Raw genomic sequence first — 24,792 nt, forward strand, 5'->3', positions numbered from 1 at the left:
ACCGATCATGCGAGTGCCCAGCCGAAGCCCGGGACACCGATCCGGTCCTGCCGTCACTCCGGCTCGCCGTCGCCCCCGAGGCGTCGTGCGCCCGCTCGCCGCGGCCCCGCCCGACCTGGCGGCCTACCGCGACGCCGTGGCCGAGCTGTTGGTCGAGGTGAGCGCGCTGGCCGGAGAGGGCAGCGCGAAGGCCCGTCAGGTGCTGATCGACCAGCGACTGCGGGAGCCGGCCATCGTGCGGGTGCTCGACGCCACCTCCCAGGGCCTGATCGGAGCCCGCGAGACCCTGCTGCTGGAGATGGCCCGCTACCAGCCGAACGAGCGCAGCTCCGCCGCCGACCTGGCCGCCCTCGTGCGGATCTACCTGCTGTCGCGGATCGACGTGATGTGGTGGCGCGACGCCGCCACGTTCCTCACCGACACGCAGGTGAACCACAGCACCGAGCTGGTGGACCTCGAATGGCTGCGGCGCCGGGGCCTGCTGCGCTTCCAGTACACCGAGCAACCCCGCACGATCGTCGGCCGGGGCGTACGGGCGCTGCGTCGTCGGGTGCTGCCCGACGCCACGCCGCGTACCGCCGGGCTGTTGTTCCGCCGGGCCCGCCGCGAGGTGATCGCGCTGCTCAACGACATCGGGCGTGAATTCGCCGCCGCCACCCCGGCCGGCGCCCCGCCGCTGTGGGTGACCAGCCTGGTCCGCAGCGCCGAACACCAGTACCGGTTGCGACGCCTCGGGTACGCCGCGATGGTGCCCAGCGGCCACTGCCTGGGCTGGGCGGTGGACGTGGAGATGGACTGGTACCGCCGCTTCGGTGTGCGCGAGACCCTGGCCGGGCTGCTGCTGAACCGGCAGCGGGCCGGCGAGATCAACGTGGTCGACGAGGGGCAGGCGTGGCACATCTGCCTCGCGCCGTCGGCGGCGCTGCGGCTGCGCCGCGCGTACGAGGCCGAGATGGGGATCTGACGATGTGCGGGATCATGCTCAGCATCGGCCCGGAGGCCGATCCCGCCATCTTCCGGCGGATGCTCGGCACGCTCGCGCCACGGGGCGAGGTGACCGAGACCCGGCACGAGAACGGACTGCTCGCCGGAACCCGGCGGCTGCGGGTGGTGGACCGGGAGCGCGCGGTGCAGCCCTGGGTCTCCGCCGACGAGCGTTGGCTGCTCTGCTACAACGGCGAGGTCTTCAACCACCACGAGCTGCGGACCGAGCTGACCGCTCTCGGCCACCGGTTCCGCAGTGCCAGCGACACCGAGGTGGTGCTCGCCGCGTTCGAGCACTGGGGCGAGCGGATGGTGACCCGGTTGCGCGGCGAGTACGCCTTCGTCGTGGTGGAACGGGCCACCGGGCGCGCGTACCTGGTCCGGGATCCGCTCGGGGTCAAGCCGCTGTACTGGGCGCGGACCCCGGGCTGCCTGCACCTCGCCAGTGAGATCAAGGCGCTGGTCCGGCTGGGCGCGCCGGTGGCCGAGGTGCCGCCGGGGCACCATGGCTGGGCCGACGCCGACGGTGAGGTCCAGCTACGACCGTACGTGGATCTGCTCGCCCTCGGCGCGGGCCGGCCGGTGGTGGCGGACCCGGACGAGGCCGCCCTGCTCGTCCGTGCCGCCCTCACCGACAGCCTCCGGGTGCGGTTGGACACCGATCTCACGGTCGGCGTGGTGCTCTCCGGTGGCCTGGACAGCTCCCTGGCGCTGCTGCACGCGGCGCGGTCGCACCCGGACTGCGTCGCCGTCACCGTCGGCGTGCCGCAGAGCCCCGACCTGGCGTACGCGCGGCGGCTGGCGAAGGACCTCGGCGTCGCGCACGAGGTGGTGGAGTTACGCCCGCGCGACATCCGGCTGGCGGACGTGCGGGAGGCGATCCGGATATCGGAGCTGACCGAGTACGGCGACATCATCAACGCGGTGGTCTCCGTACCGATCTTCCGCAGGCTGCGGGAACTCGGCGTCAAGGTCGTGCTCACCGGGGACGGATCCGACGAGCTGTTCGGCGGTTACCCGATGTATCACGAGGTGGGCCCGGAGGCGTCCCGGCGACTCTTCCTGCACAAGATCCGAAACCTGTGCCGGACCGAGTTGCAGCGGGTCGACCGCACCAGCATGGCCTTCGGCGTCGAGGCCCGGGTGCCCTTCCTCGATCTCGCGCTGGTCGAGTTGGCGATGCGGTTGCCGATCGAGTTGAAGATGCGGGACGGCCAGGAGAAGTGGATCGTCCGTCGGGCGTTCGCCGACCTGCTGCCCGACTACATCCGACGTCGGCCGAAGAACCCCATGTCGTACTCCTCCGGGCTGCACGAGCGGACCCGGCTGTACAAGCCGCTCTTCGCCCGCCTGCACCGCTCCTTCGGCTACCACCTGCTGGAGCCGGTCCGCCGCGACTTCGACAGCGTGCTGACGCGCTGCGGCAACGACCTGGACGCCGCGCTCGCCGCCGGCCGGGCGAGGCCCGACTACACGGTGCTCGAACACGCCCGCGACCTGGTCGGCGCGGCGAAGTGGAACGCCACCCCGATCATGCGCCGGCTGGTGTCCCCGCGCCGCAACCGTGGCGACGAGGCCCCGCTGCCCGGCTGAACCGTTGCCGGCGTCCGGTGGGCCAGGCTTGACTCTGACACGGTGTCAGCGCCGACCGTGGAGGTGCCATGTTGACCATCGGAGACTTCGCCAGCCTCGGCCGCGTGTCGGTACGGATGCTGCGGCACTACGACAGCCTCGGGCTGCTACCGCCGGCCGCCGTCGACCCGCACAGCGGCTACCGCTACTACACCGCCGCCCAGTTGGGTCGGCTCAACCGGGTGATCGCGCTGAAGGACCTCGGGCTGACCCTGGCCCAGGTGCGGGCGATCCTCGACGAGACTGTCGACCTCGGTGAGCTGCGGGGCATGCTGCGGCTGCGCCGGGCCCAGTTGGCGGCCCAGGTGGCGGCGGACACGGCGCGGCTGTCGAGCGTCGAGGCGAGGCTCCACATGATCGAGACGGAGGGTCAGATGACCAGCCAGGATGTCGTGCTCAAGCAGGTGCCGCCGATCCGGGTCGCGGAGCTGAGTGCCGTCGCCCGCAGCTACGAGCCGGCGGACATCGGTCCGGTACTGACGCCGCTCTACCCGGAGCTGTTCCGCCGGCTGGAGGAGGCCGGGGTGCACCCGGCCGGACCGGCGGTGGCCTGGTACGACCAGGCCGCCGACGGTGAGGGCGTGGTCGTGCATGCCGGGGTGGGGATCGAAGGCGCAACGGCGGCCGGTGACGTCGCCGTGGTGGAACTGCCGGAGATCACGGCGGCGACGACGATCCACCACGGCCCGATGGACACGGCCGACCGCAGCATGCAGGTGCTGGCCCGGTGGATCGAGGAGAACGACTGGCGGCCGGACGGCTACGCTCGCGAGTTCTATGTCGAGTACTGGCCGGAGGAGGCCGACAAGGGGGTCACCGAGCTGCAGCTGCCGGTGCGTCGGGCCTGAACCGGGCGGGTGGCCGGGCTGGTGGCCGGCCACCCGCCGCGCGGTGGTCCAGGTCAGCCCGTGAGCAGCAGGGCGCCGACCGCGACGAGCGTGCCGAGCACCGCGACCGCGGCACTCGTCACCAGGAACCGAACCACCGGTACCCGGACCCGGGCGGCTCGGCAGCGTTCCAGCCACAGCAGCGTCGCCAGCGACGCCCAGGGCAGCGCCAGCGGTCCCACGTTGGTGCCGATCAGCAGCGCCAGCAGTCGCTGCCGTTCCCCGGCGGGCAGCGCCACCTCACCGGCCAGATAGGCCGGCAGATTGTTCACCAGGTTGGCCAGCAGAGCTCCGGTACCGCCCGCGCGTAGCGCGCCCAGGACCCCACCGTCCCGCCCGACCAGTCCGACCACCAGGTCGTTCAACCCGTGCCGACCGACCGTCTGGATCACCAGGAACAGTCCGGTGACGAAGAGCAGCAACCGCCAGGGGACCAGCGCGTACCGCAGCGCGGCGGGCGAGCGGAGCGCGAAGGCGACCACCAGCAGACCGGCGGCGACCGCCGAGCCGAGGCCGACCGGCACGCCGGTCAGGATCGCGCCGACGAACACCAGGCAGCCCGCGAGCGCGATGCGGTACAGCACCGGGTCGGGCGGACGGTGCGGTGCCGGTGTCGGGAACCGGTTGCCCGGCGGTCGCTCCGGCCGCCACCAGCAGTACCAGAGCAGCACCGTGGTGACCGCGAGCACGGCCAGTTGCGGCAGCCACATCAGGCTCGCGTACGTGAGCGGGTCCAGCCCGATCCGGTCCGCGGCGAGCAGGTTTGTCAGGTTGGACACCGGCAGCAGCAGGCTGGCCGTGTTCGCCAGCCAGACGGTGGTGACCGCCAGCGGCGCCACCGCGGTGCGCAGCGTGACCGCCAGGGTGAGCAGCACCGGGGTGAGCAGCACGGCGGTGGTGTCCAGGTTGAGCACGACGGTGGTCACCGCGGCGAAGCCGACACAGAGCGCGAACAGCGCCGGCCAGCTACCTCCGGCGGCGCCGGCCAACCGGGTCGCGAGCACGTCGAAGACGCCGGCGGCCGCGGTCAGTTCGGCGAGGATCACCACGGTGCCGAGGAAGATCAGCAGCGGCAGGATCCGGCCGAGGGTGGCGGCGGCCTCGGGACGGGGCAGCAGCCCGGTCGCCACGCAGCCGGCCCCGACGACGGCGAGCGCGACGGCGATCGCGTCGAGCGGGTGCGGGCGTCGTCGGGTCGGTCGGATCGGGGCGGGCGGGGCAGCCCCGGCGGAGGTCACGGTCGGCCATCCTGACACGCCCGGCGTACGCTGCCGGTTCCGGTGCCGGTGCCGGTGACGGCGGGCACGGCCGGCGGTGACAGCGCAACCGGGACGGCGGCCTGCCGACCGCACCCGGAGTGGATGGTGTCGGCAGGCCGCCGCCGGTGTGGCCCGCTCAGCCGGCGGGCGGGTACGGGTCGTCCTGGTAGGTGTACTCGGTCTCGATCTTCCCGTCGGCGGTGTGCACCACGAGCTGGCTGGGCTCGTTGCCGTGCGCCGTCTCGCGCCCGACCTCGACCGCCCGCTGCTTCGTGTCGTACGTCCCGACGACGGTGCTGCCCTGCTCGACCTTCCAGCCGGTGCCGTCGGGCACCACGTGGTACTCGTTGCGCGTCATCTCCCACCCCTTCCCTGCGTGACGGACGAGGTACCCGGGACGGGCGGGGGAAAACGTGGCCACTGCGGCGGCTGGTGGGCGTGGTCCGGCACGGACCGGGCCCGGCCACCCCCCGCGGGGGCGACCGGGCCCGGTCGGTGTGCTGGTCCTACCAGCTCAGGTAGCTGGGCTGGGTCTGCACGTTCAGTTCGCGGAAGTAGGCGAGCTTGGCCGTCCACGTCCGCCAGTCGTTGAGCTCGAGCACGTCGAGCCCCTTCTGGATGTCGGAGGAGTAGATGTGCCCGTTGTAGTAGTAGGCCGACCAGGAGCCGCCGATGATGAGCTGGTCCTCCGACAGCGGGCCGCGCTCCCAGTAGCCAATCTCCTTGGGCTTGCGGGAGTTGGTGAAGTCCCACACCGAGACGCCGCCCTGATACCAGGCCTGGACCATGATGTCCTTGCCGAGGACCGGGATGAGCGAACCGTTGTGGGCCACGCAGTTCTCGGTGTCGGCGTTGGTCCGCGGGATCTTGTAGTAGCTGCGGAACTCCAGTTCGCGCGCGTCACCCCGGCCGGTGATGTCGTAGATGGCGTTGGCACCGCGCTCCGGGCCCACGGCCTCGTTGCAGGTGGCGCCGCCGCCACCGCCCAGCTCGTCGGTGAAGACGACCTTGGTGCCGCGGTTGTTGAAGGTGGCCGAGTGCCAGAACGCGAAGTTGGTGGTGTCCCGCACGGTGTGCAGCACCCGTGGTGCCTCCCGCTTGCTGATGTCCAGCAGCACCCCGTCACCCATGCAGGCGCCGGCGGCGAGGTCCTTTGACGGGTAGGCGGTGATGTCGTGGCAACCGGAGGTCGCCGAGCCGCCGGTGCGACCCCCGTAGCCGCCGTCGGGGAAGAGGTTCGGCGTGGCGACCACGGCCGCGTCGGTCGGCTTCTTGAGCGGCACCTTGACGATGCTGATCGAGTCGTGCGGCGGCTGGCAGTCCGGGAAGGCGGCGTTCGGGCTGTACGAGGAGACGTACAGGTAGACCGACTTCTTGTCCTTCGCCGGTACCAGGGTGTGGGTGTGCGAGCCGCAGGCCGTCTCGACCGCCTTGATGTAGCGCGGGCTGGCCTTGTGGCTGATGTCGAAGATCTTGATGCCCTCCCACGATTCCTTGATCGTGGCGGACTGGGAGGTGCTGCCGCACGAGTCGTCGTTGCGGGACGCGTCCGTCGACAGGAAGAGCAGGTCACCGTAGACGGAGACGTCGTTCTGCGCGCCCGGGCAGAGCACCTGGGAGACGATCGTCGGTTTGCTCGGCTTGGCGACGTCGTAGATGACGAAGCCGTCGTAGTTGCCGACGAAGGCGTACCTGCCCTGGAAGGCGATGTCGGTGCCGAGCGCCGCGGTGGTGTTGAACGGCGCCTGCTTCGGCAGGTTGGCGATCAGTTTGAGGTTGGGGCTGCTGGCGATCTCGTCGACAGCGAGCGGTGCCTCGACGGCCGCGGCTGGCTCGGTTGCCGCTGACGAGACCGTCTGCGCGTTGCCGGGTGAGGCAACGGCGACGCTGGCGAGGAGGAGCCCGGTGGCGGCCACACTGACGATGCGCAGTTGCCGCCCCCGTGGCAGGGTCGATCCGACCATCGGCGACGCCCTTCGAGAGGGTAGTGACGTTGGCCGTACCCTACTCGTAGATGAGTTTCGTCGATGTGATCCAGCTCACATTCGGCGTCCAATGTGAATGGTTGCGATCGCGGCGACCTCGACTCGGAGACGGGGAGGCATGACCGCCCGACGTGGACGCCCGTTCGCCACCGTCACATCAGAGGCGTTCCACCATGGAGCCGGCGCAGCGGTTGCGGGTGTCGAAGACGTATCGGGCATGGCGGACCACGAGGTCGTAGTCGAACACGTCGTGGTCGGTGACCACCACGACCCCGTCGGCCTCGCGCAGCTCACGCTCGGTCAGGCTCACCGTCAGCACCCCGTCGGGGAGGTGGTGCGCCTCGGCGTACGGCTCGACCGCCCGGACCTCGGCGCCGAGTTCCCGTAGCCGCCGGGCGACCTCGACGGCCGGCGAGTCACGCATGTCACCGGTGTTGCGCTTGTAGGCCAACCCGAGCAGCAGCAGCCGGGCGCCCCGGACCGCCCGCCCGGAGCGGTTCAACCCGGCCATCACCCGCTGGGCCACGTGCTCGGGCATCTCGTGGTTGACGTCGTTGGCCAGTTCGATGAACCGGAACTGCCGGCCGAGCCGGCGCTTGACCTGCCAGGAGAGGTAGCAGGGGTCGATCGGCAGGCAGTGTCCGCCGACGCCGGGCCCGGGCCGGAACGGCATGAATCCGAACGGCTTCGTCTCGGCCGCCTCGATGGCCTGCCACACGTCGATGTCCAACTGGTGCGAGAGCATCGTCAGCTCGTTGACCAGCGCTATGTTGACCTGGCGGAAGGTGTTCTCGATGAGCTTGGTCAGCTCGGCGACCCGGGTCGAGTCCACCGGCACCGTCCGCTGGACCAGCCGCCGGTAGAACGAGTCGACCCGCGCCAGCGCGGCGGCGTCCACCCCGGAAACCACCTTCGGCGTGTTCGCCAGCTGCCACGTCGGGTTGCCCGGATCGATGCGTTCGGGGCTGTACCCGAGGTGGTAGTCCCCGGGACTACGCAGCCCACTGGCCGCCTCCAGCAGCGGGCGGAGCAGCTCCTCGGTGGTGCCGGGGTAGGTGGTCGACTCCAGGACCACGGTGCAGCCGGGCCGCAGGTACGGTCCGATCCTCGTACCGGCCTGTTCCACGAAGCTCAGGTCGGGGGTGCCGTCGCGCAGCGGAGTGGGCACGGTGATGACGCAGACGTCGAAGTCCTTCGCATCGGCGTACTCGGTGCTCGGCTGGTAGCGACCGCTGGCCAGGGCCCGGCCGAGCCGGTCGGCCGGGATGTCCGACACGAACGACTCGCCGGAGGCGAGCCGCTTGATCCGGTCGGCGTCGACGTCCAGGCCGACCACGTCCATCCCGGCCTCGACGGCCTGCATGGCCAGTGGCAGACCGACGTAACCCTGGCCGACGACGACCAACTTCTCCACGCTCACCCGAACTCCCGCACCCTAGGAGATAACTGCTGGTGAGGAGCCTAGAACGCGGTGTGGTGCCGTACGTCCGTTTCGGGGATTTCGGGAAGGTTGAGGCTGGTGTGGTCAGCCGCCCTCGCCCTCACCGGTGCCCGGCGGATCACCACCGTCGGGCGGCGTGGTGGGCGTGGACGGTTCGATGGGTGTCGACGGTGCCGGGCTGCTGGGCGTAGCCGTGGGCTCCGAGGTGTCGGGGCTGGGCGCGGTCGGGTCCGGCGACGGGGGTTCGCTCGACTCGCTGGGCTGCGGGGAGGACGGCTCGGGCGACGGGGACTCGGTCGGTCGGCTGGTCGAGCCCGCCGGACGCAGCGACGGCGCCTGCGCAGGTGCGCTCTCCTGGGGGCTCGGCGGTGCCTCGTCCTCGACGCTGGACTCCGCCGTCGGCGCGGTCGTCGGCAGCTTGACCGCCGGGGTGTTCGCCTCCTGCGTGGCGCCGAGCGCCGCACCGAGCGCCGTCATCCCGACCAGCACGGCGGTCAGCGCGCCGACCAGCTTGCCGCGCCGTCGTCGGCCCGATGGCCGTGGGTCGAACACCGGCTGCCCGGTGCGCGTGTCCGGTCCCGCCTCGCGCAGCGCCGGTCCCATCGGGGTCACCGTGGTGGGCAGGCTGCCCTCCGAAACGGCGGCCCGGGCCGCCTCCGCCATCGCCGCGCCGCTGCTGAACCGGTCGGCCGGGTCCTTGGCGAGCGCCCGGTCGACCAGCACCCGGACCGCCTCGGGTATGTCGTGCGGCAGTTCCGGTGGCGGGTCGTCGAGGTGCCGGACGGCGACCTGGAGGGGGTTGTCGCCGGTGAACGGCGGACTGCCGGTCAGGCAGCAGTAGGCGACCGCGCCGAGCGCGTACAGGTCGGTCGCCCCCGAGACCGGCCGCCCGGCGGCCTGCTCGGGAGCCATGTAGAGGGCGGTGCCCGGGACGGCGTTCGTGCTGGTGATGCTCGTGACGTTTGTCGACCGGGCGACCCCGAAGTCGACCAGGACGACCGTACCGTCCTCCTGCATCAGCAGGTTGCTCGGTTTGACGTCGCGGTGCACGATCCCGCCGAGGTGCGCGGCGTGCAACGCCTGCGCCGCCTGGGCCACCACCGACATGGCCACGCCCACGTCCAGGCGGCCCTCGGCCTCGATCCGCTTGGACAGCGGTTGACCGGTGACGAACTCCATGACCAGGTAGTCGGCTCGGCCACCGTCGGGCAGATCGTCCTCGCCGCAGTCGTAGACCTGCACGATCCCCGGGTGCCGCAGCGCCGCCATGATCCGCGCCTCGGCGCGGAACCGGGCGATGAAGTCAGGATCGGAGACGAGCGCGGGCAGCAGCACCTTGACCGCGACCTGCCGGCCGAGGATCAAGTCGGTTGCCCGCCAGACGTCGCCCATGCCGCCGGTGGCGACACGCTCGTCCAAGCGGTACCGGCCGCTGAGTACGACCTCCGAAGACAACACGGCACCACCGTACCCACAGCGGGCTCGACCGGCGCGTCGGCGGGTCGGGCCGTCCCGGTGCCGCAACCGACATGTCCGTCGGCGGCGGGCCACGGACGTGTCAGCTGGTGATCGCACCGGCACCGGGTGCAACATCGTCGTCGGTACCGCCCGGTACGTCCGGGCTGCCGGTGGCCGCAGCGTCGTCGCCCCGCACCGCGTTACGGCGAACCGCAGCGACACGGGTAGACAATTCTCACTGCGGGTACGCCTCGACCCGTCCGGTCGGCGGCGTCGGCGGTCCCGACCTCAGCCCGGTCAGGTCGGCCGACGCGGGTCGCGCGGTCCAGGTTGTGATCCCCGGCGTTGTCGGCGAGAATCCGCTACCGGGCCGCACCGGCCCGGCTCGGTCAGGTGGACGGGGGTGGGGTGCGGATCGAGGTTCGGCGCGCGCAGCGGGCCGAACCGTCGCGTGCCCCGGCCAGGCGGGCGTCGCGTCAGCGGCCGGTGGGTCAGCGGCGGTGCGACCGTGCCCGGTGAACTGGACGATCTGGTATCGGCAGCCCGGGCCGGTGACGAGGACGCCTTCCGCCAGCTCTACCGCACCCTGCAGCCCGGGCTGCTGCGCTACCTGACCGCCCTGGTCGGCGCGGACGCCGAGGACGTCGCGTCGGAGACCTGGCTGCAGGTCGCACGGGACCTGCCCACCTTCACCGGTGGGGAATTTCGTGCCTGGGCCGTCACCATCGCCCGGAACCGGGCCATGGATCACCTGCGCCGGCAACGCCGTCGCCCCGCACTGTCAGTGCCGGTGCAGGAACTGAGCGAGTTGGCCGGGGACGCGGACACCGCCGAGCGGGCGGGCGAGACCCTCGGTACCGAGGCGGCACTCGCGCTGATCGCCAGCCTGCCGCCCCGGGAGGCCGAGGCGGTCCTGCTGCGTGCCGTGATCGGGCTCGACGCGGAGACCGCCGGACGGGTGCTCGGCCGTCGGGCCGGTGCGGTGCGTACCGCCGCCCACCGCGGGCTGCGCCGACTGGCCGTCCTACTGGACCAGCGAGGAGCGGCCACCGCCCCGGGCGACGCGGCGGCCGGACCGGACGGGGCCCCGAGCCGGACGGACACCCGGCCGGCCGGCCTCCCGCCCCAGATCGAACCGGTGGACGGCTGACATGCGCGGACTGCTGCTGATGCTGCGCCGGTCGCGTCGTGCCGACCACGAGCGGCTGCTGGACGCCGCCCCGGACGCCCGGCCCACCCGGGCGGCGCCGGGCCCGACCGGCCCGCTGGCCGACCTGTTGCGGGCCGCGGCCGCTCCGGCCCGGGAGCGGGAACTGGCCGGCGAGGACGCCGCCGTCGCGGCGTTTCGGGCCGCCCGCCAGCCGGAGGCGGCGGTACCGGCGGCCCGGCGACGACGGCACCGGTTCACCGCCGGTGCCGTGGCCTGGATCGCCGGGCTGGTGGCCACCGCCACCGCGGGCGCCGCCCTGGCCGGGGTCGGCCTGAACCGCGCCGGTCCGGGCACGTCACCGGTGGTCACCAGCCCGGCCGTGCCGGCCCCCGGCGTCGACGACCGCACGCCCGCCGGCGAGGCCACCGCGACCCCGACCGGTGCGCCCACCGGTACGGCGACCTCCGTGCCCACGCGGTCACCGAGCACCTCGGTGTCGCCGAGCGCGTCGGCGACACCGAGCCCCGACACCAGCGGGTACGTCGGTCCCGGCAACTCGGACAACACCGCCGACCGGCCGGGGCTGTGTCGGGCCTACCTGGCCAAGTCGGAACGGCAGCGGGAGAAGGCACTACGCAAGCCCGCGTTCGAGGAACTGGTGGTCGCGGCCGGCGGCGCGGAACACGTCGAGGAGTACTGCCGCGAACTGCGGGCCGGTGCCGACGCGGAGCCGACCGCGAGCCCCGGCGGCTGAATCGGGCCGGACAGCCCGCACGCTTCCCACCCGGACCGAATTCGACCGAATCGTGAAATCCTTTCGACGCGCTGTGTGCCCCTGCTAGACAGGTTGTGGCGACATCGTCCGGGCCGACATCGGACGAAGCGCCTCGTCTCCTGCCAGTCACCGCGCTGTGCCGGGCGTTCGGAGCCGGTGCGCCGGCACCGAGTGGTCCAGGTTCGTCGGGCGTCGATGTCACCGGGGTGGGCTACCGTGGCGGCGGATCCGATCGGGAAGGGAGCCACGCATGGTGATGTCACCGGAGGTGGACCGGATCCCGGTGCTGCGGGACCGCGCCGCTGCGGCCCGGCACCTCGCCCGGATCTGCTTCAAGACCGGTCCACCCACGCTCACGGGGGTCGAGCTGGAATGGACGGTCCACGACGCCGTCGATCCGGCCCGCCCCGTCGACGCCGCGCGGCTACGCGCGGCACTGGGGCCGTACGCCCCCACCACGCTGGACCCGACCAGCCCGGCCCGGTGCCTCCTGCAGGGCGGCGCGATGACCGTCGAACCGGGCGGGCAACTGGAGATCTCCACCCCACCGCGAGCCCGCGTCGCCTCGTTGATCGACGCCACCCAGTCCGACGTGGCGCAGGCAACCAGACTGTTGCACGCCGCCGGCCTGACCCTCGGCCGGTCCGGCATCGATCCGTACCGACCTCCCCGGTCGGTGATCGACACTCCCCGCTACCGGGCGATGCGCCAGGTCTTCGACCGGCGCGGCCCGGACGGGCGCACGATGATGTACAGCACGGCCGGCCTGCAGATCTGCCTCGACGCCGGGCAGCCCGAGCACCTGCTGGCCCGGTGGCAACTGGTACACGCGGCCGGCCCACCCCTGCTCGCCACCTTCGCCACCGCCGGCCGGCACGCCGGCCGGGACACCGGCTGGGCGTCGGCCCGGATGGGCGCGTGGTGGCGCATCGACCCCGCCCGGACCGCCCCGGTCTGGACGCCGGACCGGGCCGACCGGGATCCGGTGGCCGCCTGGACGGCCTACGTGCTGGCCGCGCCGCTGCTCTGCGTGCGGGGTGACGGTCCGGACTGGACCGCACCACCCGAGATGACGTTCGCCGACTGGATCGACGGGGCGCTGCACCGGCCGCCGCGCGTCGACGACCTGGAGTACCACGTCAGCACACTCTTCCCGCCGGTGCGTCCGCGTGGCTACCTGGAGATCCGATACCTCGACGCCCAACCGGGGCGGGGCTGGATCCTGCCGTTGGCGGTGTTCAGCGCCCTGCTCAGCGGCCCCGACACCATCGACGCGGCGATCGCGGTGACCGCGCCCGCCGTCGACGGCTGGCACCGCGCCGCGCGGTACGGCCTGCGGGACGCGACCCTGGCCCGCGCCGCCACTGATCTGCTCGACCTGGCCCGGAGCGCGCTCCCGAGGCTGGAGCTGCCGCCCGCCCTGCACCGCGAGATCGACCAGGGACTACGACGGCGGTGTGCCGCCGCGGAGAGGAGTCAGCCGTGACCGACACCAGCACCGACCGCGACACCGAGGGGTTGCGCGACCGGATCGCGGCGGAACTCGCCCGTACCCGTGCCCGGACCGCTCTGCTGACCGAGGCGGTGGACGACGCCGATCTGATGCGCCAGCACTCACCGCTGATGTCCCCGCTGGTCTGGGACCTGGCGCACGTGGGCAACCAGGAGGAGCTCTGGCTGGTGCGCGACGTGGGCGGGCGGGAGGCGGTCCGGTGCGACATCGACGACCTGTACGACGCGTTCAAGCAACCGCGTCGGGACCGCCCGTCGTTGCCGCTGTTGCCTCCGGCGGAGGCCCGGGCGTACGTGGCCACGGTTCGGGAGAAGGTCCACGACCTGCTGGACCGCGTCACCTTCGACGATTCCCGGCTGGTCGCCGACGGGTTCGCCTTCGGCATGATCGTGCAGCACGAGCAGCAGCACGACGAGACCATGCTCGCCACCCACCAGTTGCGGTCCGGCCCGGTGGCGTTGCACGCGTCGCCGCCACCCGAGCCGACCGTACGGGTGCCCGCCGAGGTGCTGGTGCCCGCCGGCCCGTTCGTGATGGGCACCGACACGGACCCCTGGGCCCTGGACAACGAGCGGCCGGCCCACCGGGTGGAGCTGCCCGCGTACGTCATCGACGCCGCGCCGGTGACCAACGGTGCGTACCGCGACTTCATCGCCGACGGGGGATACGACGACCCGCGCTGGTGGACCGAGGTGGGCTGGCGGCATCGTCGGCAGGCCGGGCTCACCGCGCCGATGCACTGGCGGCGGGACGGCGACGGCTGGTCCTACCTGCGGTTCGGCCGTTGGGACCGGGTTCGCGACGACGAGCCGGTGGTGCACGTCTGCTTCCACGAGGCGCAGGCGTACGCCACCTGGGCGGGCAAGCGGCTGCCCACCGAGGCGGAGTGGGAGAAGGCCGCCCGGTGGGATCCGGCGACCGGCCGGTCCCGACGCTATCCGTGGGGCGACGACGACCCCACCTCCGCGCACGCCAACCTGGGCCAACGGCACCTGGCGCCGGCACCGGTGGGCGCCTACCCGGCGGGCGTCTCGCCGCTGGGCGTGCACCAGCTCATCGGCGACGTGTGGGAGTGGACCGCCACCCCCTTCCGGGGCTACCCGGGCTTCGCGGCCTTCCCCTACCGGGAATACTCCGAGGTCTTCTTCGGCGACGACCACCAGGTGCTGCGGGGCGGTTCGTTCGGCACCGACCGGGCGGCCTGCCGCGGCACGTTCCGCAACTGGGACTACCCGATCCGGCGACAGATCTTCAGCGGCTTCCGCTGCGCGCGCGACGCCCGGCCCGACGAGGCGCACCGGTGACGGTCGGAAGCCCGGTCGTCTGATGTGCCGACACCTGGCCTATCTGGGGCCGCCGGTGACCCTGCGGGAACTCCTGTTCGACCCGCCGCACTCACTGCTGCGCCAGTCCTGGGCCCCCCGCGACATGCGCGGCGGCGGGACCATCAACGCCGACGGCTTCGGCGTCGGGTGGTACCCGGACGGCGCCGCGCCGGTGCGGTACCGCCGGGCTCAGCCGATCTGGAGCGACCCGACGATCGCCGAGCTGGCGGCGGTCACCTCGGCCGGCGCGGTGCTGGCCGCCGTCCGCTCGGCCACCGTCGGCATGGCGATCGTCGACACCGCCGCCGCACCGTTCGCGGACGGTCGGTGGCTGTTCAGCCACAACGGCGTGGTGCGCGGCTGGCCCGACTCGATGGTCCCGCTCGCCGCCGAGCTACCCGTACGGGACCTGCTCACCCTCGACGCGACCACCGACTCGGCGCTGCTGTGGGCGCTGGTCCGCGACCGGTTGCGCGCCGGTGTCGCGCCGGCCCGGGCGGTGGCCGAGACGGTCACCTCGGTGGCCGCGGCGGCACCCGGCTCCCGGCTCAACCTGCTGCTCACCGACGGTCACACGGTGGTCGCCAGCGCGGCCGGGCACGCCCTGTCGCTGCGCGCCACCGCCGCCTCGGTGCTGCTGGTCTCCGAGCCGCACGACGACGAACCGGGGTGGCGCGAGGTGCCCGACGGGCAGCTCGTGCAGGCCACCGCGACCGAGGTGCGCCAGCAGGCACTGGCCTCGTGGTGAGGCGGGCCGACGACGCACCACCGGGCGTGCGCGGAGTCGCACGCACCTGTCAGACACGACGGAAGGGGACAGCAGATGGGCGCTGAGCCACTCGAGATCCACCTCGACGACCAGGACATCAGCCGCAGTCTGCGGCAGGACGTGCGCCTCGGGTTGACCGCCACGGAGAAGTGGCTTCCGCCGAAGTGGTTCTACGACTCCCGGGGCAGCGAGCTGTTCGACGAGATCACCCGCCTGCCGGAGTACTACCCGACCCGGGCCGAGCGTGCCGTCCTGGCCGAGCAGGCGGTCCAGATCGCGGAGTTGACCGGCGCGAAGACGCTCATCGAGCTGGGTTCCGGTTCCTCGGAGAAGACCCGCCTGCTGCTGGACGCCTTCACCCAGCGCGGCGGTCTCGGGACGTTCGTGCCGCTGGACGTGTCGGTGAGCGCGCTGGCCGGGTCCGCCGCCGCCCTCACCGCCGACTACCCGGGGCTGCGGGTGCGCGGCATCGTCGGCGACTTCACCCGCCACCTGGATCACCTGCCGACAGGTGGGCGGCGGCTGGTCGTCTTCCTGGGTGGCACGATCGGCAACCTGCTGCCCGTGGAACGGGCCGAGTTCGTCGCCGCGATGCGGGCCGCCCTGGAGCCGGGTGACTGGTTGCTGGTCGGCACCGACCTGGTCAAGGATCCGGCGGTGATCGTGCCCGCGTACGACGACGCGGCCGGAGTGACGGCCGAGTTCAACCGCAATGTGCTGCGGGTGCTCAACCGGGAACTCGACGCCGACTTCGACCCGGCGGCGTTCGCCCATGTCGCGCTCTGGAATCCGGAACAGGAGTGGATCGAGATGCGGCTGCGGGCGGAGCGATCCATGCGGGTGCGGGTGCTCGACCTCGATGTGCACTTCGCCGCCGGCGAGGACCTGCGGACCGAGGTGTCGGCGAAGTTCCGCCCCGAGGGGATCGCGGGTGAGCTGGCCGCCGTCGGATTCCGTACCGAGCGGTTCTGGACCGACCCGGACGGCCTGTTCGGGGTGACCCTCGCCCGCGCCGAGTGAGCGGAGCGTACCGTCCGCGCGGACCATGTCGCCGCAGGCCCGACCGCCCCCTGGACCGCGGTGCGGCACCGGAGGGTGATCGGCTAGGCTGGGCGCAGCGAAGGGGAGTAGCCCATAACGGCGTGGTCGACATACTGGTGCGTTTCGCATCCGGCCATCCGGCCTCGTTTCGGCGAAGGCGGGCGAGACCTTCGACCAGGCTGTCGCGGCCGGGTCGAGGGCGTCCCCACACCTCCTTCCCGGCCTGATCCGGGAAGGACATCATGGACGGGTTCCTCGCCGCGCTGGTGGTCAGCTTCGGCGTCATCTTCGTCGCCGAGCTGGGAGACAAGTCCCAGCTCATGGCGCTGGCCTTCGCCACCAGATACCGCACGCTGCCGGTGCTGATCGGCATCACCGTCGCCACCACCCTGGTGCACCTCGCCTCGGTGGCGATCGGCCACGGCCTCGGCGCGACCCTGCCGACCGGCTGGATCTCGCTGCTGGCGGGTCTGGCCTTTCTCGGCTTCGGCGCGTGGACGCTGCGGGGCGACCGGCTCACCGCCGACGACGAGCGGCGGGCCGCCCGTGGCGGCCGGTCGGCCGTGCTCACCGTCGGCGTCGCGTTCTTCCTCGCCGAACTGGGTGACAAGACGATGCTCGCCACCATCACGCTGGCCACCCAGTACGGCTGGTTCGGCACCTGGATCGGCTCGACCGTCGGCATGGTCGCGGCCGACGCGTTGGCGATCGTCGCCGGCCGGCTGCTCGGCCGGAAACTGCCGGAACGAACCATCCGGTACGGTGCCGCCGGGCTCTTCGCCGTCAGCGGTGTCTGGCTGATCGTCGACGCGGTGACCCAGCTGCGCTGAGCGGCGGCGACACCCGGCCCGCGACCGCGCTGACCGGCTTGACTCGTGCGCCCCCGGGCGTCGACTACCCGGACGCAGGCCGGGTAAGGCGCCGGGGTGGACGTCGAGGTCCTCCTCCAACGGGGTCACCAACTGCTGGTGACCGGGGTCGAACTGGTCGGCGCGTTCGTCATCGTCGTCGGTGCGGCCATGGCCGCGCTGCGTTTCGTGGTCGACGGGCTGCGTCACCGCGACGCCGCGGTGTTCACCCGGATCCGGCTGTCCCTCGGGCGCTTCCTGACCCTCGGCCTGGAGTTCCAGCTGGCGGCGGACATTCTGCGTACCGCGCTGTCGCCGACCTTCGCGCAGATCGGCCAACTGGCCGCCATCGCCGCCATCCGGACGGTGTTGAACTACGTGCTGGGCCGGGAGATCGAACACGAGCAGCGGCAGGTCGACGACCGATGAGGATGCTGCTGTCCGCGCTCGTCACGGCCTTCGGCGTGCTCGGCGCGACCGTGGCGCTGCTGACCACCGGTTCCCGCGCGACGGCCCTGGGGGTGCTGCTCGACATGCTGCTCGCCGCCGGCCTGCTGCGGCTGGCCGGGGAGCAGTCCTGGACGGAGATCGCCGTACTGGTGGCGATCGTGGCGCTGCGCCTGCTGGTGCGTACCGCGCTGACTGCGGACTTCCGCCGACGGTCACGAGACGGGCAACGCCCGGCCGAGCGGGTCGACCGGGCGTTGCCCAGATGAGTGAGCGCGGTGGTCAGCCGGCCGGCTTCTGGTAGACGTCCGGCACGCCGTCCTGGTCCTCGTCGGCCTGCTCCTTGAGGGCGATCGCCCGGTACACCTTGTTGCGCCGCCGTAGCACGACGGTGGCCAGCAACGCCGAGATCAACGAGCCGGCCAGCACCGCCGCCTTGACGTTGTCGCCCTCGGCGCCGTCGGAGCCGAAGGCCAGTTCGCCGATGAGCAGCGACACGGTGAAGCCGATACCGGCCAGGAACGACACCCCGAGCAGGTCCGACCAGCTGATGTCCTCGTCCAGGCTGGCCCGGGTGAACCGGGCCAGCAGGAAGGTGGAGCCGAGGATGCCGACGCACTTGCCGACGACGAGGCCGAGCACGATGCCGAGGACGATCGGGTCGGTGACCACCGCGCCGAGGTCCGCGCCGCGCAGCGAGACGCCGGCGGCGAAGAACGCGAAGACCGGCACCGCGAAGCCGGCCGAGACCGGTCGCCACACGTGCTCCAGGTGCTCGGCGAGACCGGGCATCGGGCGACGCCCGTCGCCGCCCTTGCCGGCGAGCACCGGCACGGTGAAGCCCAGCAGCACACCGGCCACCGTGGCGTGCACGCCGGAGGAGTGCACCAGGGTCCAGGCCACCACGGCGAGCGGGATGAGCGCCCACCACCAGGTGCGACGGCGCTGCACCAGCAGGCCGAACAGGGCGATCGGCACCAGGGCGCCGAGCAGTGGGAGCACGCTGAAGTCGTCGGTGTAGAACACCGCGATGATGGTGATGGCCAGCAGGTCGTCGACCACGGCCAGGGTGAGCAGGAAGGCCCGTAGTCCCTGCGGGAGGTAGGCCCCGATCACGGCCAGCACCGCCAGCGCGAACGCGATGTCGGTGGCGGTGGGGATCGCCCAACCGCGCAGTCCGTCGCCACCGCCGGCGACGTTGACGGCCACGAAGATCAGTGCCGGCACGACCATTCCGCCGACCGCCGCCACCACCGGCAGCGCGGCCCGCCGCGGATCACGCAATTCACCGGCGACGAACTCGCGCTTGAGTTCCAACCCGACCACGAAGAAGAAGATGGCCAGCAGGCCGTCGGCGGCCCAGGTGGCGAGGTCGAGGTCGAGGTGCAGCGCGGCGCCGCCGGACCAGGGCACCCACTGGCCCAGCTCCGCGTAGGCGTCACCCCATGGCGAGTTCGCCCAGACCAGCGCGATCACGGCACCGAGGAGGAGCAGGGCTCCACCGACGGTCTCGGTACGCAGCACGTCGGCCACGAAGCGCGCCTCCGGCCAGGAGGTGCGGGAGAACAGGCGGCTCACGCCGCGGCGCTCAGGGCGCGGGTTCTGGTCGGTCATACGTGAGGTCCACCTCGTCCGTCGGAGGGCAGCACGGCACCATCGCCGACCAGGCTTCCCGGCACACCCGTGCAAGACCCTATCCAGTGCCGACGGCCGTCGCGAGCGGAGCCGACGCGACTCTTCCCACAGGAGAGAGCCGAGCCGCCCGGGGCGCTCGGCGACGACATCGCATTTTTTCCGGGTCGGAGCGATTCCGACGGACCGCTGGTCCGGTTGGTCACTGCGGACGAGATCGGCTATTCAGAAAATACCTAACTCCGGACATAAGCCGCATGTGCCGCTTTAATGGTTTCACGAGATTGAGTCGACCTTGGGGGTTTTCGTGAAGTTCTTTGGCGTTACCGGCCCGGTACGGAGGCCCGCCTGATGGACCTGTACCGCCAACTACGCCTGGTGCGCCGGCACTGGTGGATCGTCCTGGTCACCCTCATGGTGGCGCTGGGCGTGACCGCGCTGGTCACCGTGCGGGCCCAGCCTCGTTACGTCGCTTCGGTCACCTTCTTCGTCACCACACCGAGCCAGGGCGTCACCGACGCCTACCAGGGCGGGCTCTTCCTCCAGCAGCGGGTGAAGTCGTACGCGGAGCTGCTGACCAGTGACCGGTTGGCGCAGGCCGCGGTCTCCGACAGCCAGCTCGGGCTGACCGCCGAGGAGGTCCAGCGGCGGGTCAGCACCTCCACCGAGACCGGTACCGTGCTGCTGCGCGCGTCGGTGACCGACACCGACCAGACCCGGGCGTTGCGGGTGACCGAGGCGCTCTCGGCGAAGTTCGTCGAACTCGTGCAGAAGGTCGAGACGCGACCGGACGGCAGCCCCGGGCCGATCAAGATCGAAGTGGTGAGTGGGCCGCGGGTGACCCCCACGCCGGTGTCGCCACAGCCGGTGCGCAACACCGCGATCGGCGCCCTGCTCGGCCTGCTGGCGGGCATCGGTCTGGCGCTCCTGCGCGGCATGGCCGACGTCCGGCTGCGCGACGCGGCCGGTCTGCAGCGGGTGACCGGCAGTCCGCTGCTCGGTGAGATCCCGATCGACACCAGCGCGCGGTCGGCCCCCCTGATCGTCGGCGAGGCCGCCACCTCGGCGCGCGCCGAGGCCGTCCGCAAGCTGCGTACGAACCTGCGCTTCGTCGACGTGCACGAGCCGGCCCGGGTCATCGCCGTCACCAGTGCCCTGCAGGGCGAGGGCAAGACCACGCTGTCGTGCAACCTGGCGATCGCCCTGGCCGAGGCGGGTTGGCGGGTCCTGCTCGTCGACGCCGACCTGCGCCGGCCCAAGGTCGGCGACTACCTGGGCATCGACCGGGGTGTGGGGCTCACCGACGTGCTCGTCGGCGACGTGCAGGTGGGCGACGTGGTCCAGCGCTGGGGCGACAAGTCGCTGCTCGTGCTGCCCAGCGGCTCCGCACCACCCAACCCGAGCGAACTGCTCGGCTCCAAGGCCATGTCGGACCTGCTGCTCGCCCTTCGGGAGTCCGCCGACATCGTCATCATCGACACCGCGCCGCTGCTCGCGGTCACCGACGGTGTGGTGGTCGCGGTGCAGGCCGACGGCGCGCTGCTGGTCACCCAGCAGGGGCGTACCTCGCGGGCTCAGGTCGCCGCGGCCGCCCGGGCCCTGCACTCGGTGTCGGTGCGGCTGCTCGGCTGCGTGCTGAACATGGCCCGGGTGCCCAAGGCCGAGGCGTACCAGTACGAGGCGTACCGGGTGGTGGCCGCCGCGACCGGTGGTCAGTCGGTGCCGACCGACCGGAGCAGGGCCGGCCGGCATGCCGAGCGGACCCGCGCCGGCGAGGTGAGCGACCACACGCAGGAACTCACCCGGCTGTCCCGATGAGCGTCGCCAGTGGCCGCAGCGCCCGGTCGATCTCCTCCGCGCAGCGGCGGAAATCCTCCGGGGTGCCGCCCACCGGGTCCCGCAGGTCGTCGGCGTCCCCGGGGGCGGGCTGCAACCGCCCCCGGGCCAGGGCCGCGGCGGCCACCGCCGCCCGGACCGGATCGTCCTGCTCGCTCCCTGCCGGCTCGGCCGCCGCGGCGAGCCGGCCGAACTGGCGCAGCGTGAACGTCCGATGCAGCGCGGCCGGTGCCAGCGCGGTGCAGATCGAGCGCTGGCGCCGGGTGGCGGTCAGCACCAGAACCGCCCCGGTGAGGTGTTCCGGCAGCAGCCGCCGGCTGCGGAACGACGTCGGGTCGTCACCGGTCTCGGCGGCGATCGTCGCCGCGTACGGATGCATGGCCAGGCCCTCGACGGCGTCGGTTCCGGCGCTGGCCACCGTCACCGGTCGCCCGGCGAGCAGGCGACGCGCGGCGTACTCGGCCATCGGCGACCGGCACAGGTTGGCGTGGCAGACGAACAGCACCCCGCTGAGCATGTGGAACCCCCTGGACGACGCGGTCGCGGGCGGTGGCACCGCGACGACGGGCGGTCGCCGGCGGCGTCCACCCGATGAGGGGATGCCGAGATCGTACGCAGTCGTCGCGTCCCCGGTCCCGGGCGGCGCGCCGAACCGGAACGCGGAGACGGGGGTGTCCCGGTGCGAATCGGGCTCGTGACGTACCACTTCCCACCGGAGCCGGCGTTCATCCCCGGCAGCCTCGCCGAGGAACTGGCCGCGCGGGGCCACGAGGTACGGGTGCTGACCGGATTCCCGGACTATCCGGGCGGGCACGTCTACCCGGGCTGGCGGCAGCGCTGGCACCACGAGACCCGCAGCCGGGGGCTGACCGTGCGGCGGGTGCCCCGGTACAGCACCGGGGACGCCACCGTACGGGGCCGGATGGCCTCCTGGCTCACCTTCGCCGGCAGCGCGGCGCTCGTCGGCCGGCGCTTCCTGGCCGGAGTGGACGTGCTGTACGTGCATCAGCCGCCGGCCGCGGCGTTCGCCTCGGCGGCCCTGCTCCGCCTGCTCGGCCCGGTGCCGCTGGTGCTGCACGTGCCGGACGTCTGGGCCGAACAGCTCCCCGAGTCCGTCGACGACGGCAGGTGGGCGGCCCGGGTCCGGGCGGCTACGCTCCGGACCTACCGGGCCGCCAGCCGGGTCGCGGTGACCTCCCCCTCACTGCGGGACGCGGTGCTGACGGACGGGATCGACCAGGCACGGGTCCGGGTGGTGCTCAACTGGACCGACGAGCGGATCTTCCGTCCGGTGCCGGCCAGCCCGGCCGCCCGACGGCTGGTCCGCCGGGACGAGCGGTGCGTCGTGATGCACGCCGGCACCATCGGTGCGCGGCAGGGGCTGGACACGGCGGTACGGGCGGCGGCCGCCCTGGGCGACACCGTGGACCTGGTTCTGGTGGGCTCGGGTGCCGAGGAGCGGCGGGTGCGCGGCCTCGCCGCCGAGCTGCGGGCCGACAACGTCCGGTTCGTGGACCGGCGCTCCCCGTTGGACATGCCGGAGCTGTACGCCGCCGCGGACTACCAGCTGGTGATGATGCGTGATCTGCCGGAGTTGCGCGGCAGCGTGCCGGACAAGCTCCAGGCGTCGCTGTCGTGCGGCGCGCCGGTGGTCGCCTCGGCCGGCGGCGACACCGCGGCCCTCGTCGAACGGGCCCGGGCGGGGCTGTCCTGCCCGCCGGAGGACTGGGCCAGCCTGGCGGATCGGTTCTGGCTGGCGGCGCAGATCCCCGCACCGGCGCGGGTCGAGATGGGGCGGCGTGGTCGGGATGCGTACCTGCGGGAGATGTCGCTGTCGTCCGGCGTCGACCGGATCGAGGAACTGCTGCGCGAGGCGGCGGCCGGCGACACCAGACGCGACACGAGAGCCGAACGGATCTCTCGTAACGCCTGATTCCGTCATTAACGCCCCCGAATCGCCGTTAGGTGTTAGGAACAATGTGGTCTTCTGTCCGTTTCGGAAAGAGGTGTGACGTGACGCAGAGCGAGAGCCCTCGACGGCGGCGTAGTCGGTCCCGCCGTCGTCGGCGCGCCCGACTGCGTCGCGTCCTGCTGACCACGTTGGTGGTCGGCTCGTTGCTGCTGGGCCTCGCCGGCTGGGTCGGCTTCCGGGGCTGGCAGGCCCGCGCCCACCTGGTCAACGCCGCCGGTCTGGCCGGTGAGCTGAGCGCCCATCTGGTCGGTGGCGACACCGCGCGCGCCCAGCGCACCCTCGCCGCGCTGCAGGAGCAGTCCGGGGCGGCGCGGCGGGCGACCGGGGATCCCGGCTGGTGGCTCGGCCGGCAGGCCCCGGTCGCCGGGGCGAACCTCTCCGCGGTCCGGCAGATCGCCGTCGCCATCGACGACCTGGCGCGCCAGGCGTTCCCGGCGCTGCTCCGCGTCGACCTCGGCGGGCTGGTGCCGCAGGAGGGCCGGCTGGACCTGACCGGCCTGCGGGCCGTCACCGACGATCTGGTCGCGGTGCACGACGAGGTGCAGCGGACCCGCACGAAGCTGGCCGATGTCTCCGACGACCGGCTGGTCGGGCAGGTCCGGCGCGCCCTGGCGGAGCTGCGCGGCGAGATCGACCGGTTGGTCGCGATGACCTCGGCGGCGGACCGGGCGAGCCGCCTGTTGCCGCCGTTGCTCGGCGTGGACGGGCCGCGACGCTACCTGCTGGTGTCGCAGAACTCCGCGGAGTTGCGCGCGACCGGCGGCATGTTCGGCGCGTACGCGGTGATCGAGGCGAACAAGGGCCGGGTCAAGATGGGTGCCCAGGGCAGCAGTTCGAGCCTCGGTCGGTTTCCCGCGCCGCTGAAGATCCCGGCGGAGGTGCGCGCCCTCTGGGGTGAGCTGCCCGGCATCTACCCGGCGGACGTCAACCTCAGTCCACACTTCCCGACCGCCGCCGCGCTGTACCGGGAGATGTACAAGCGGTACAGCGGGGAGAAGGTGGACGGCGTCCTCGCGGTCGACCCGGTGGTGCTGTCGTACCTGCTCAAGGCCACCGGGCCGGTGCGGGTGCCGGGCGGGGTGGCGTTGAGTGCGGAGAACGCGGTCCGGACCCTGCTCAGCGACACCTACCAGCGGATGAGTCCGGGGGAACAGGACGGCTTCTTCGCGGGTGCGGCAGCCACGGTGTTTGACACGCTTTTTGCCCGCAACATCCACCCGAATGGGTTGTTGTCCGCATTCGACCGCTCTATACAAGAACGTCGGATACTGTTCTGGAGTGCCCGACCGGAGGAACAGCGGACAATCGGCGACAGCCGGATGGCCGGGGCGCTTCCGGAACAGGACACCGTGCCGACTGTCGGCGTGTTCCTCAACGACGGCAGCGGCGCGAAGCTCGGCTACTACCTCCGGCAGACCGCCGACCTGAGGGTCGGCGACTGCCACGCCGACGGCCGCCGTGAGTTGAGCCTCCGGGTGACGCTCCGGTCCACCGCACCGGCCTCGGGGCTCAGCGAGTCGGTTCTCGGTCTCGGTCGGGCCGGGGACCCGTACACCGTCCGGACCCTGGTGTCGGTGTACGGCCCCACCGGCGGGGCGGTGCTCGACACCCGACTCGACGGTGCCGAGACCTCCGTGGGCAACGGAACCGAACGGCGGCGGCAGGTCGCCACCGTGAACGTCGAGATCGGACCGGGCGGGACCCGCACGTTGGAGGTCTCGCTGCTGACCGGGAAGACGGACAGCGGTACGGCCGAGCTGTGGCTGACCCCGACCGCCACCCCATGGACCACCCATGTTGTTACCGCACCAAGCTGTTCTCAGTAGGAGGGAACGAAC

At 72.4% G+C, this 24,792-nt stretch carries 22 protein-coding genes; 15 read left to right on the plus strand and 7 right to left on the minus strand.

Annotated elements, in window-relative coordinates; all coding sequences use genetic code 11:
- Nucleotides 1–7 precede the first annotated feature (7 nt).
- The 3 genes from O7605_RS22980 to O7605_RS22990 all read left to right on the plus strand — a co-directional run bounded on the left by O7605_RS22980 (nucleotide 8) and on the right by O7605_RS22990 (nucleotide 3,464).
- Entirely contained in the window at nucleotides 8–964 is a 957-nt protein-coding gene (locus tag O7605_RS22980; protein WP_269741073.1) for a DUF5715 family protein, read from the plus strand.
- Nucleotides 965–966: 2 nt separating this feature from the next.
- Entirely contained in the window at nucleotides 967–2,577 is a 1,611-nt protein-coding gene (locus O7605_RS22985) for an asparagine synthetase B family protein (protein ID WP_269741074.1), read from the plus strand.
- Nucleotides 2,578–2,645: 68 nt separating this feature from the next.
- Nucleotides 2,646–3,464: a MerR family transcriptional regulator gene (locus tag O7605_RS22990; RefSeq protein WP_269741075.1), complete on the plus strand. Its 819-nt coding sequence runs from the start codon at nucleotides 2,646–2,648 to the stop codon at nucleotides 3,462–3,464.
- A gap of 53 nt (nucleotides 3,465–3,517) precedes the next feature.
- On the opposite strand, the gene O7605_RS22995 is transcribed toward O7605_RS22990, so the two are convergent.
- From O7605_RS22995 to O7605_RS23015, 5 genes are all read right to left on the minus strand, one after another.
- On the minus strand, nucleotides 3,518–4,741 hold the full coding sequence (locus O7605_RS22995) for an SLC13 family permease (RefSeq protein WP_269741076.1): 1,224 nt from the start codon (nucleotides 4,739–4,741) through the stop codon (nucleotides 3,518–3,520).
- Nucleotides 4,742–4,898: 157 nt separating this feature from the next.
- A complete protein-coding gene (locus O7605_RS23000) occupies nucleotides 4,899–5,120 on the minus strand; it encodes a DUF2188 domain-containing protein (RefSeq protein WP_164447321.1) in 222 nt (73 codons plus the stop codon).
- 148 nt (nucleotides 5,121–5,268) lie between these two features.
- Nucleotides 5,269–6,726, minus strand: coding sequence for an LVIVD repeat-containing protein (locus O7605_RS23005; protein WP_269741077.1), 1,458 nt, complete (start codon nucleotides 6,724–6,726; stop codon nucleotides 5,269–5,271).
- A 178-nt stretch (nucleotides 6,727–6,904) separates the two neighbouring features.
- A complete protein-coding gene (locus O7605_RS23010; RefSeq protein ID WP_269741078.1) occupies nucleotides 6,905–8,167 on the minus strand; it encodes a nucleotide sugar dehydrogenase in 1,263 nt (420 codons plus the stop codon).
- 105 nt (nucleotides 8,168–8,272) lie between these two features.
- Nucleotides 8,273–9,646 (minus strand): serine/threonine protein kinase, encoded by a 1,374-nt coding sequence (locus O7605_RS23015; protein WP_269741079.1) that lies wholly within the window; start codon nucleotides 9,644–9,646, stop codon nucleotides 8,273–8,275.
- A 508-nt stretch (nucleotides 9,647–10,154) separates the two neighbouring features.
- Between O7605_RS23015 and O7605_RS23020 the strand changes: the two genes are divergently transcribed.
- The 9 genes from O7605_RS23020 to O7605_RS23060 all read left to right on the plus strand — a co-directional run bounded on the left by O7605_RS23020 (nucleotide 10,155) and on the right by O7605_RS23060 (nucleotide 17,783).
- A complete protein-coding gene (locus O7605_RS23020) occupies nucleotides 10,155–10,796 on the plus strand; it encodes an RNA polymerase sigma factor (RefSeq protein WP_269741080.1) in 642 nt (213 codons plus the stop codon).
- Between the two features lies 1 nt (nucleotide 10,797).
- On the plus strand, nucleotides 10,798–11,550 hold the full coding sequence (locus O7605_RS23025; protein ID WP_269741081.1) for a hypothetical protein: 753 nt from the start codon (nucleotides 10,798–10,800) through the stop codon (nucleotides 11,548–11,550).
- A 271-nt stretch (nucleotides 11,551–11,821) separates the two neighbouring features.
- Nucleotides 11,822–13,057 carry a glutamate-cysteine ligase family protein gene (locus O7605_RS23030; protein ID WP_269741082.1) on the plus strand — a complete coding sequence of 412 codons (1,236 nt, stop codon included), beginning with the start codon at nucleotides 11,822–11,824 and terminating at the stop codon, nucleotides 13,055–13,057.
- Nucleotides 13,054–14,388 carry an ergothioneine biosynthesis protein EgtB gene (egtB, locus tag O7605_RS23035; protein WP_269741083.1) on the plus strand — a complete coding sequence of 445 codons (1,335 nt, stop codon included), beginning with the start codon at nucleotides 13,054–13,056 and terminating at the stop codon, nucleotides 14,386–14,388. The genes O7605_RS23030 and egtB overlap by 4 nt, the downstream gene beginning before the upstream one ends.
- A gap of 22 nt (nucleotides 14,389–14,410) precedes the next feature.
- A complete protein-coding gene (gene egtC / locus O7605_RS23040) occupies nucleotides 14,411–15,157 on the plus strand; it encodes an ergothioneine biosynthesis protein EgtC (protein WP_269741084.1) in 747 nt (248 codons plus the stop codon).
- 75 nt (nucleotides 15,158–15,232) lie between these two features.
- The gene (gene egtD / locus O7605_RS23045) at nucleotides 15,233–16,198 is read left to right on the plus strand and encodes an L-histidine N(alpha)-methyltransferase (RefSeq protein WP_269741085.1); all 966 of its coding nucleotides are present in this window, start codon (nucleotides 15,233–15,235) and stop codon (nucleotides 16,196–16,198) included.
- 263 nt (nucleotides 16,199–16,461) lie between these two features.
- Nucleotides 16,462–17,049, plus strand: coding sequence for a TMEM165/GDT1 family protein (locus O7605_RS23050; RefSeq protein WP_269741086.1), 588 nt, complete (start codon nucleotides 16,462–16,464; stop codon nucleotides 17,047–17,049).
- Nucleotides 17,050–17,145: 96 nt separating this feature from the next.
- Nucleotides 17,146–17,496, plus strand: coding sequence for a DUF1622 domain-containing protein (locus O7605_RS23055; protein ID WP_269741087.1), 351 nt, complete (start codon nucleotides 17,146–17,148; stop codon nucleotides 17,494–17,496).
- Nucleotides 17,493–17,783: a DUF1622 domain-containing protein gene (locus O7605_RS23060; RefSeq protein ID WP_269741088.1), complete on the plus strand. Its 291-nt coding sequence runs from the start codon at nucleotides 17,493–17,495 to the stop codon at nucleotides 17,781–17,783. Before O7605_RS23055 ends, O7605_RS23060 begins: the two co-directional genes overlap by 4 nt.
- A 13-nt stretch (nucleotides 17,784–17,796) precedes the next feature.
- Here O7605_RS23060 and nhaA read toward each other — a convergent pair whose 3' ends face one another.
- Nucleotides 17,797–19,128 (minus strand): Na+/H+ antiporter NhaA, encoded by a 1,332-nt coding sequence (gene nhaA / locus O7605_RS23065; protein WP_269741089.1) that lies wholly within the window; start codon nucleotides 19,126–19,128, stop codon nucleotides 17,797–17,799.
- A 369-nt stretch (nucleotides 19,129–19,497) separates the two neighbouring features.
- Here nhaA and O7605_RS23070 point away from each other — a divergent pair, with 369 nt between their 5' ends.
- Nucleotides 19,498–20,964: a polysaccharide biosynthesis tyrosine autokinase gene (locus O7605_RS23070; protein ID WP_269741090.1), complete on the plus strand. Its 1,467-nt coding sequence runs from the start codon at nucleotides 19,498–19,500 to the stop codon at nucleotides 20,962–20,964.
- On the opposite strand, the gene O7605_RS23075 is transcribed toward O7605_RS23070, so the two are convergent.
- Entirely contained in the window at nucleotides 20,945–21,499 is a 555-nt protein-coding gene (locus O7605_RS23075; protein WP_269741091.1) for an arsenate reductase/protein-tyrosine-phosphatase family protein, read from the minus strand. The two genes, O7605_RS23070 and O7605_RS23075, sit on opposite strands and share 20 nt — an antisense overlap.
- Before the next feature lie 162 nt (nucleotides 21,500–21,661).
- On the opposite strand from O7605_RS23075, the gene O7605_RS23080 reads away from it, so the two are divergent.
- Complete coding sequence (locus tag O7605_RS23080) at nucleotides 21,662–22,915, plus strand: glycosyltransferase family 4 protein (protein WP_269741092.1); 1,254 nt, start codon at nucleotides 21,662–21,664, stop codon at nucleotides 22,913–22,915.
- Between the two features lie 80 nt (nucleotides 22,916–22,995).
- Nucleotides 22,996–24,780 carry a DUF4012 domain-containing protein gene (locus O7605_RS23085; RefSeq protein ID WP_269741093.1) on the plus strand — a complete coding sequence of 595 codons (1,785 nt, stop codon included), beginning with the start codon at nucleotides 22,996–22,998 and terminating at the stop codon, nucleotides 24,778–24,780.
- Nucleotides 24,781–24,792: the final 12 nt, after the last annotated feature.

The organism is Verrucosispora sp. WMMA2121 (genome assembly GCF_027460185.1).
In the GTDB taxonomy this organism is placed as follows: domain Bacteria; phylum Actinomycetota; class Actinomycetes; order Mycobacteriales; family Micromonosporaceae; genus Micromonospora; species Micromonospora palythoicola.

Coding starts and splice junctions, on each gene's coding strand:
- O7605_RS22990 (WP_269741075.1), top strand. CDS start 2,646: ATGTTGACCATCGGAGACTTCGCCAGCCTCGGCCGCGTGTCGGTACGG.
- O7605_RS23030 (WP_269741082.1), top strand. CDS start 11,822: ATGGTGATGTCACCGGAGGTGGACCGGATCCCGGTGCTGCGGGACCGC.
- O7605_RS23025 (WP_269741081.1), top strand. CDS start 10,798: ATGCGCGGACTGCTGCTGATGCTGCGCCGGTCGCGTCGTGCCGACCAC.
- egtC (WP_269741084.1), top strand. CDS start 14,411: ATGTGCCGACACCTGGCCTATCTGGGGCCGCCGGTGACCCTGCGGGAA.
- nhaA (WP_269741089.1), bottom strand. CDS start 19,128: ATGACCGACCAGAACCCGCGCCCTGAGCGCCGCGGCGTGAGCCGCCTG.
- O7605_RS23075 (WP_269741091.1), bottom strand. CDS start 21,499: ATGCTCAGCGGGGTGCTGTTCGTCTGCCACGCCAACCTGTGCCGGTCG.
- O7605_RS23060 (WP_269741088.1), top strand. CDS start 17,493: ATGAGGATGCTGCTGTCCGCGCTCGTCACGGCCTTCGGCGTGCTCGGC.
- O7605_RS23000 (WP_164447321.1), bottom strand. CDS start 5,120: ATGACGCGCAACGAGTACCACGTGGTGCCCGACGGCACCGGCTGGAAG.
- egtD (WP_269741085.1), top strand. CDS start 15,233: ATGGGCGCTGAGCCACTCGAGATCCACCTCGACGACCAGGACATCAGC.
- O7605_RS22980 (WP_269741073.1), top strand. CDS start 8: ATGCGAGTGCCCAGCCGAAGCCCGGGACACCGATCCGGTCCTGCCGTC.
- O7605_RS23050 (WP_269741086.1), top strand. CDS start 16,462: ATGGACGGGTTCCTCGCCGCGCTGGTGGTCAGCTTCGGCGTCATCTTC.
- O7605_RS23070 (WP_269741090.1), top strand. CDS start 19,498: ATGGACCTGTACCGCCAACTACGCCTGGTGCGCCGGCACTGGTGGATC.
- O7605_RS23005 (WP_269741077.1), bottom strand. CDS start 6,726: ATGGTCGGATCGACCCTGCCACGGGGGCGGCAACTGCGCATCGTCAGT.
- O7605_RS22985 (WP_269741074.1), top strand. CDS start 967: ATGTGCGGGATCATGCTCAGCATCGGCCCGGAGGCCGATCCCGCCATC.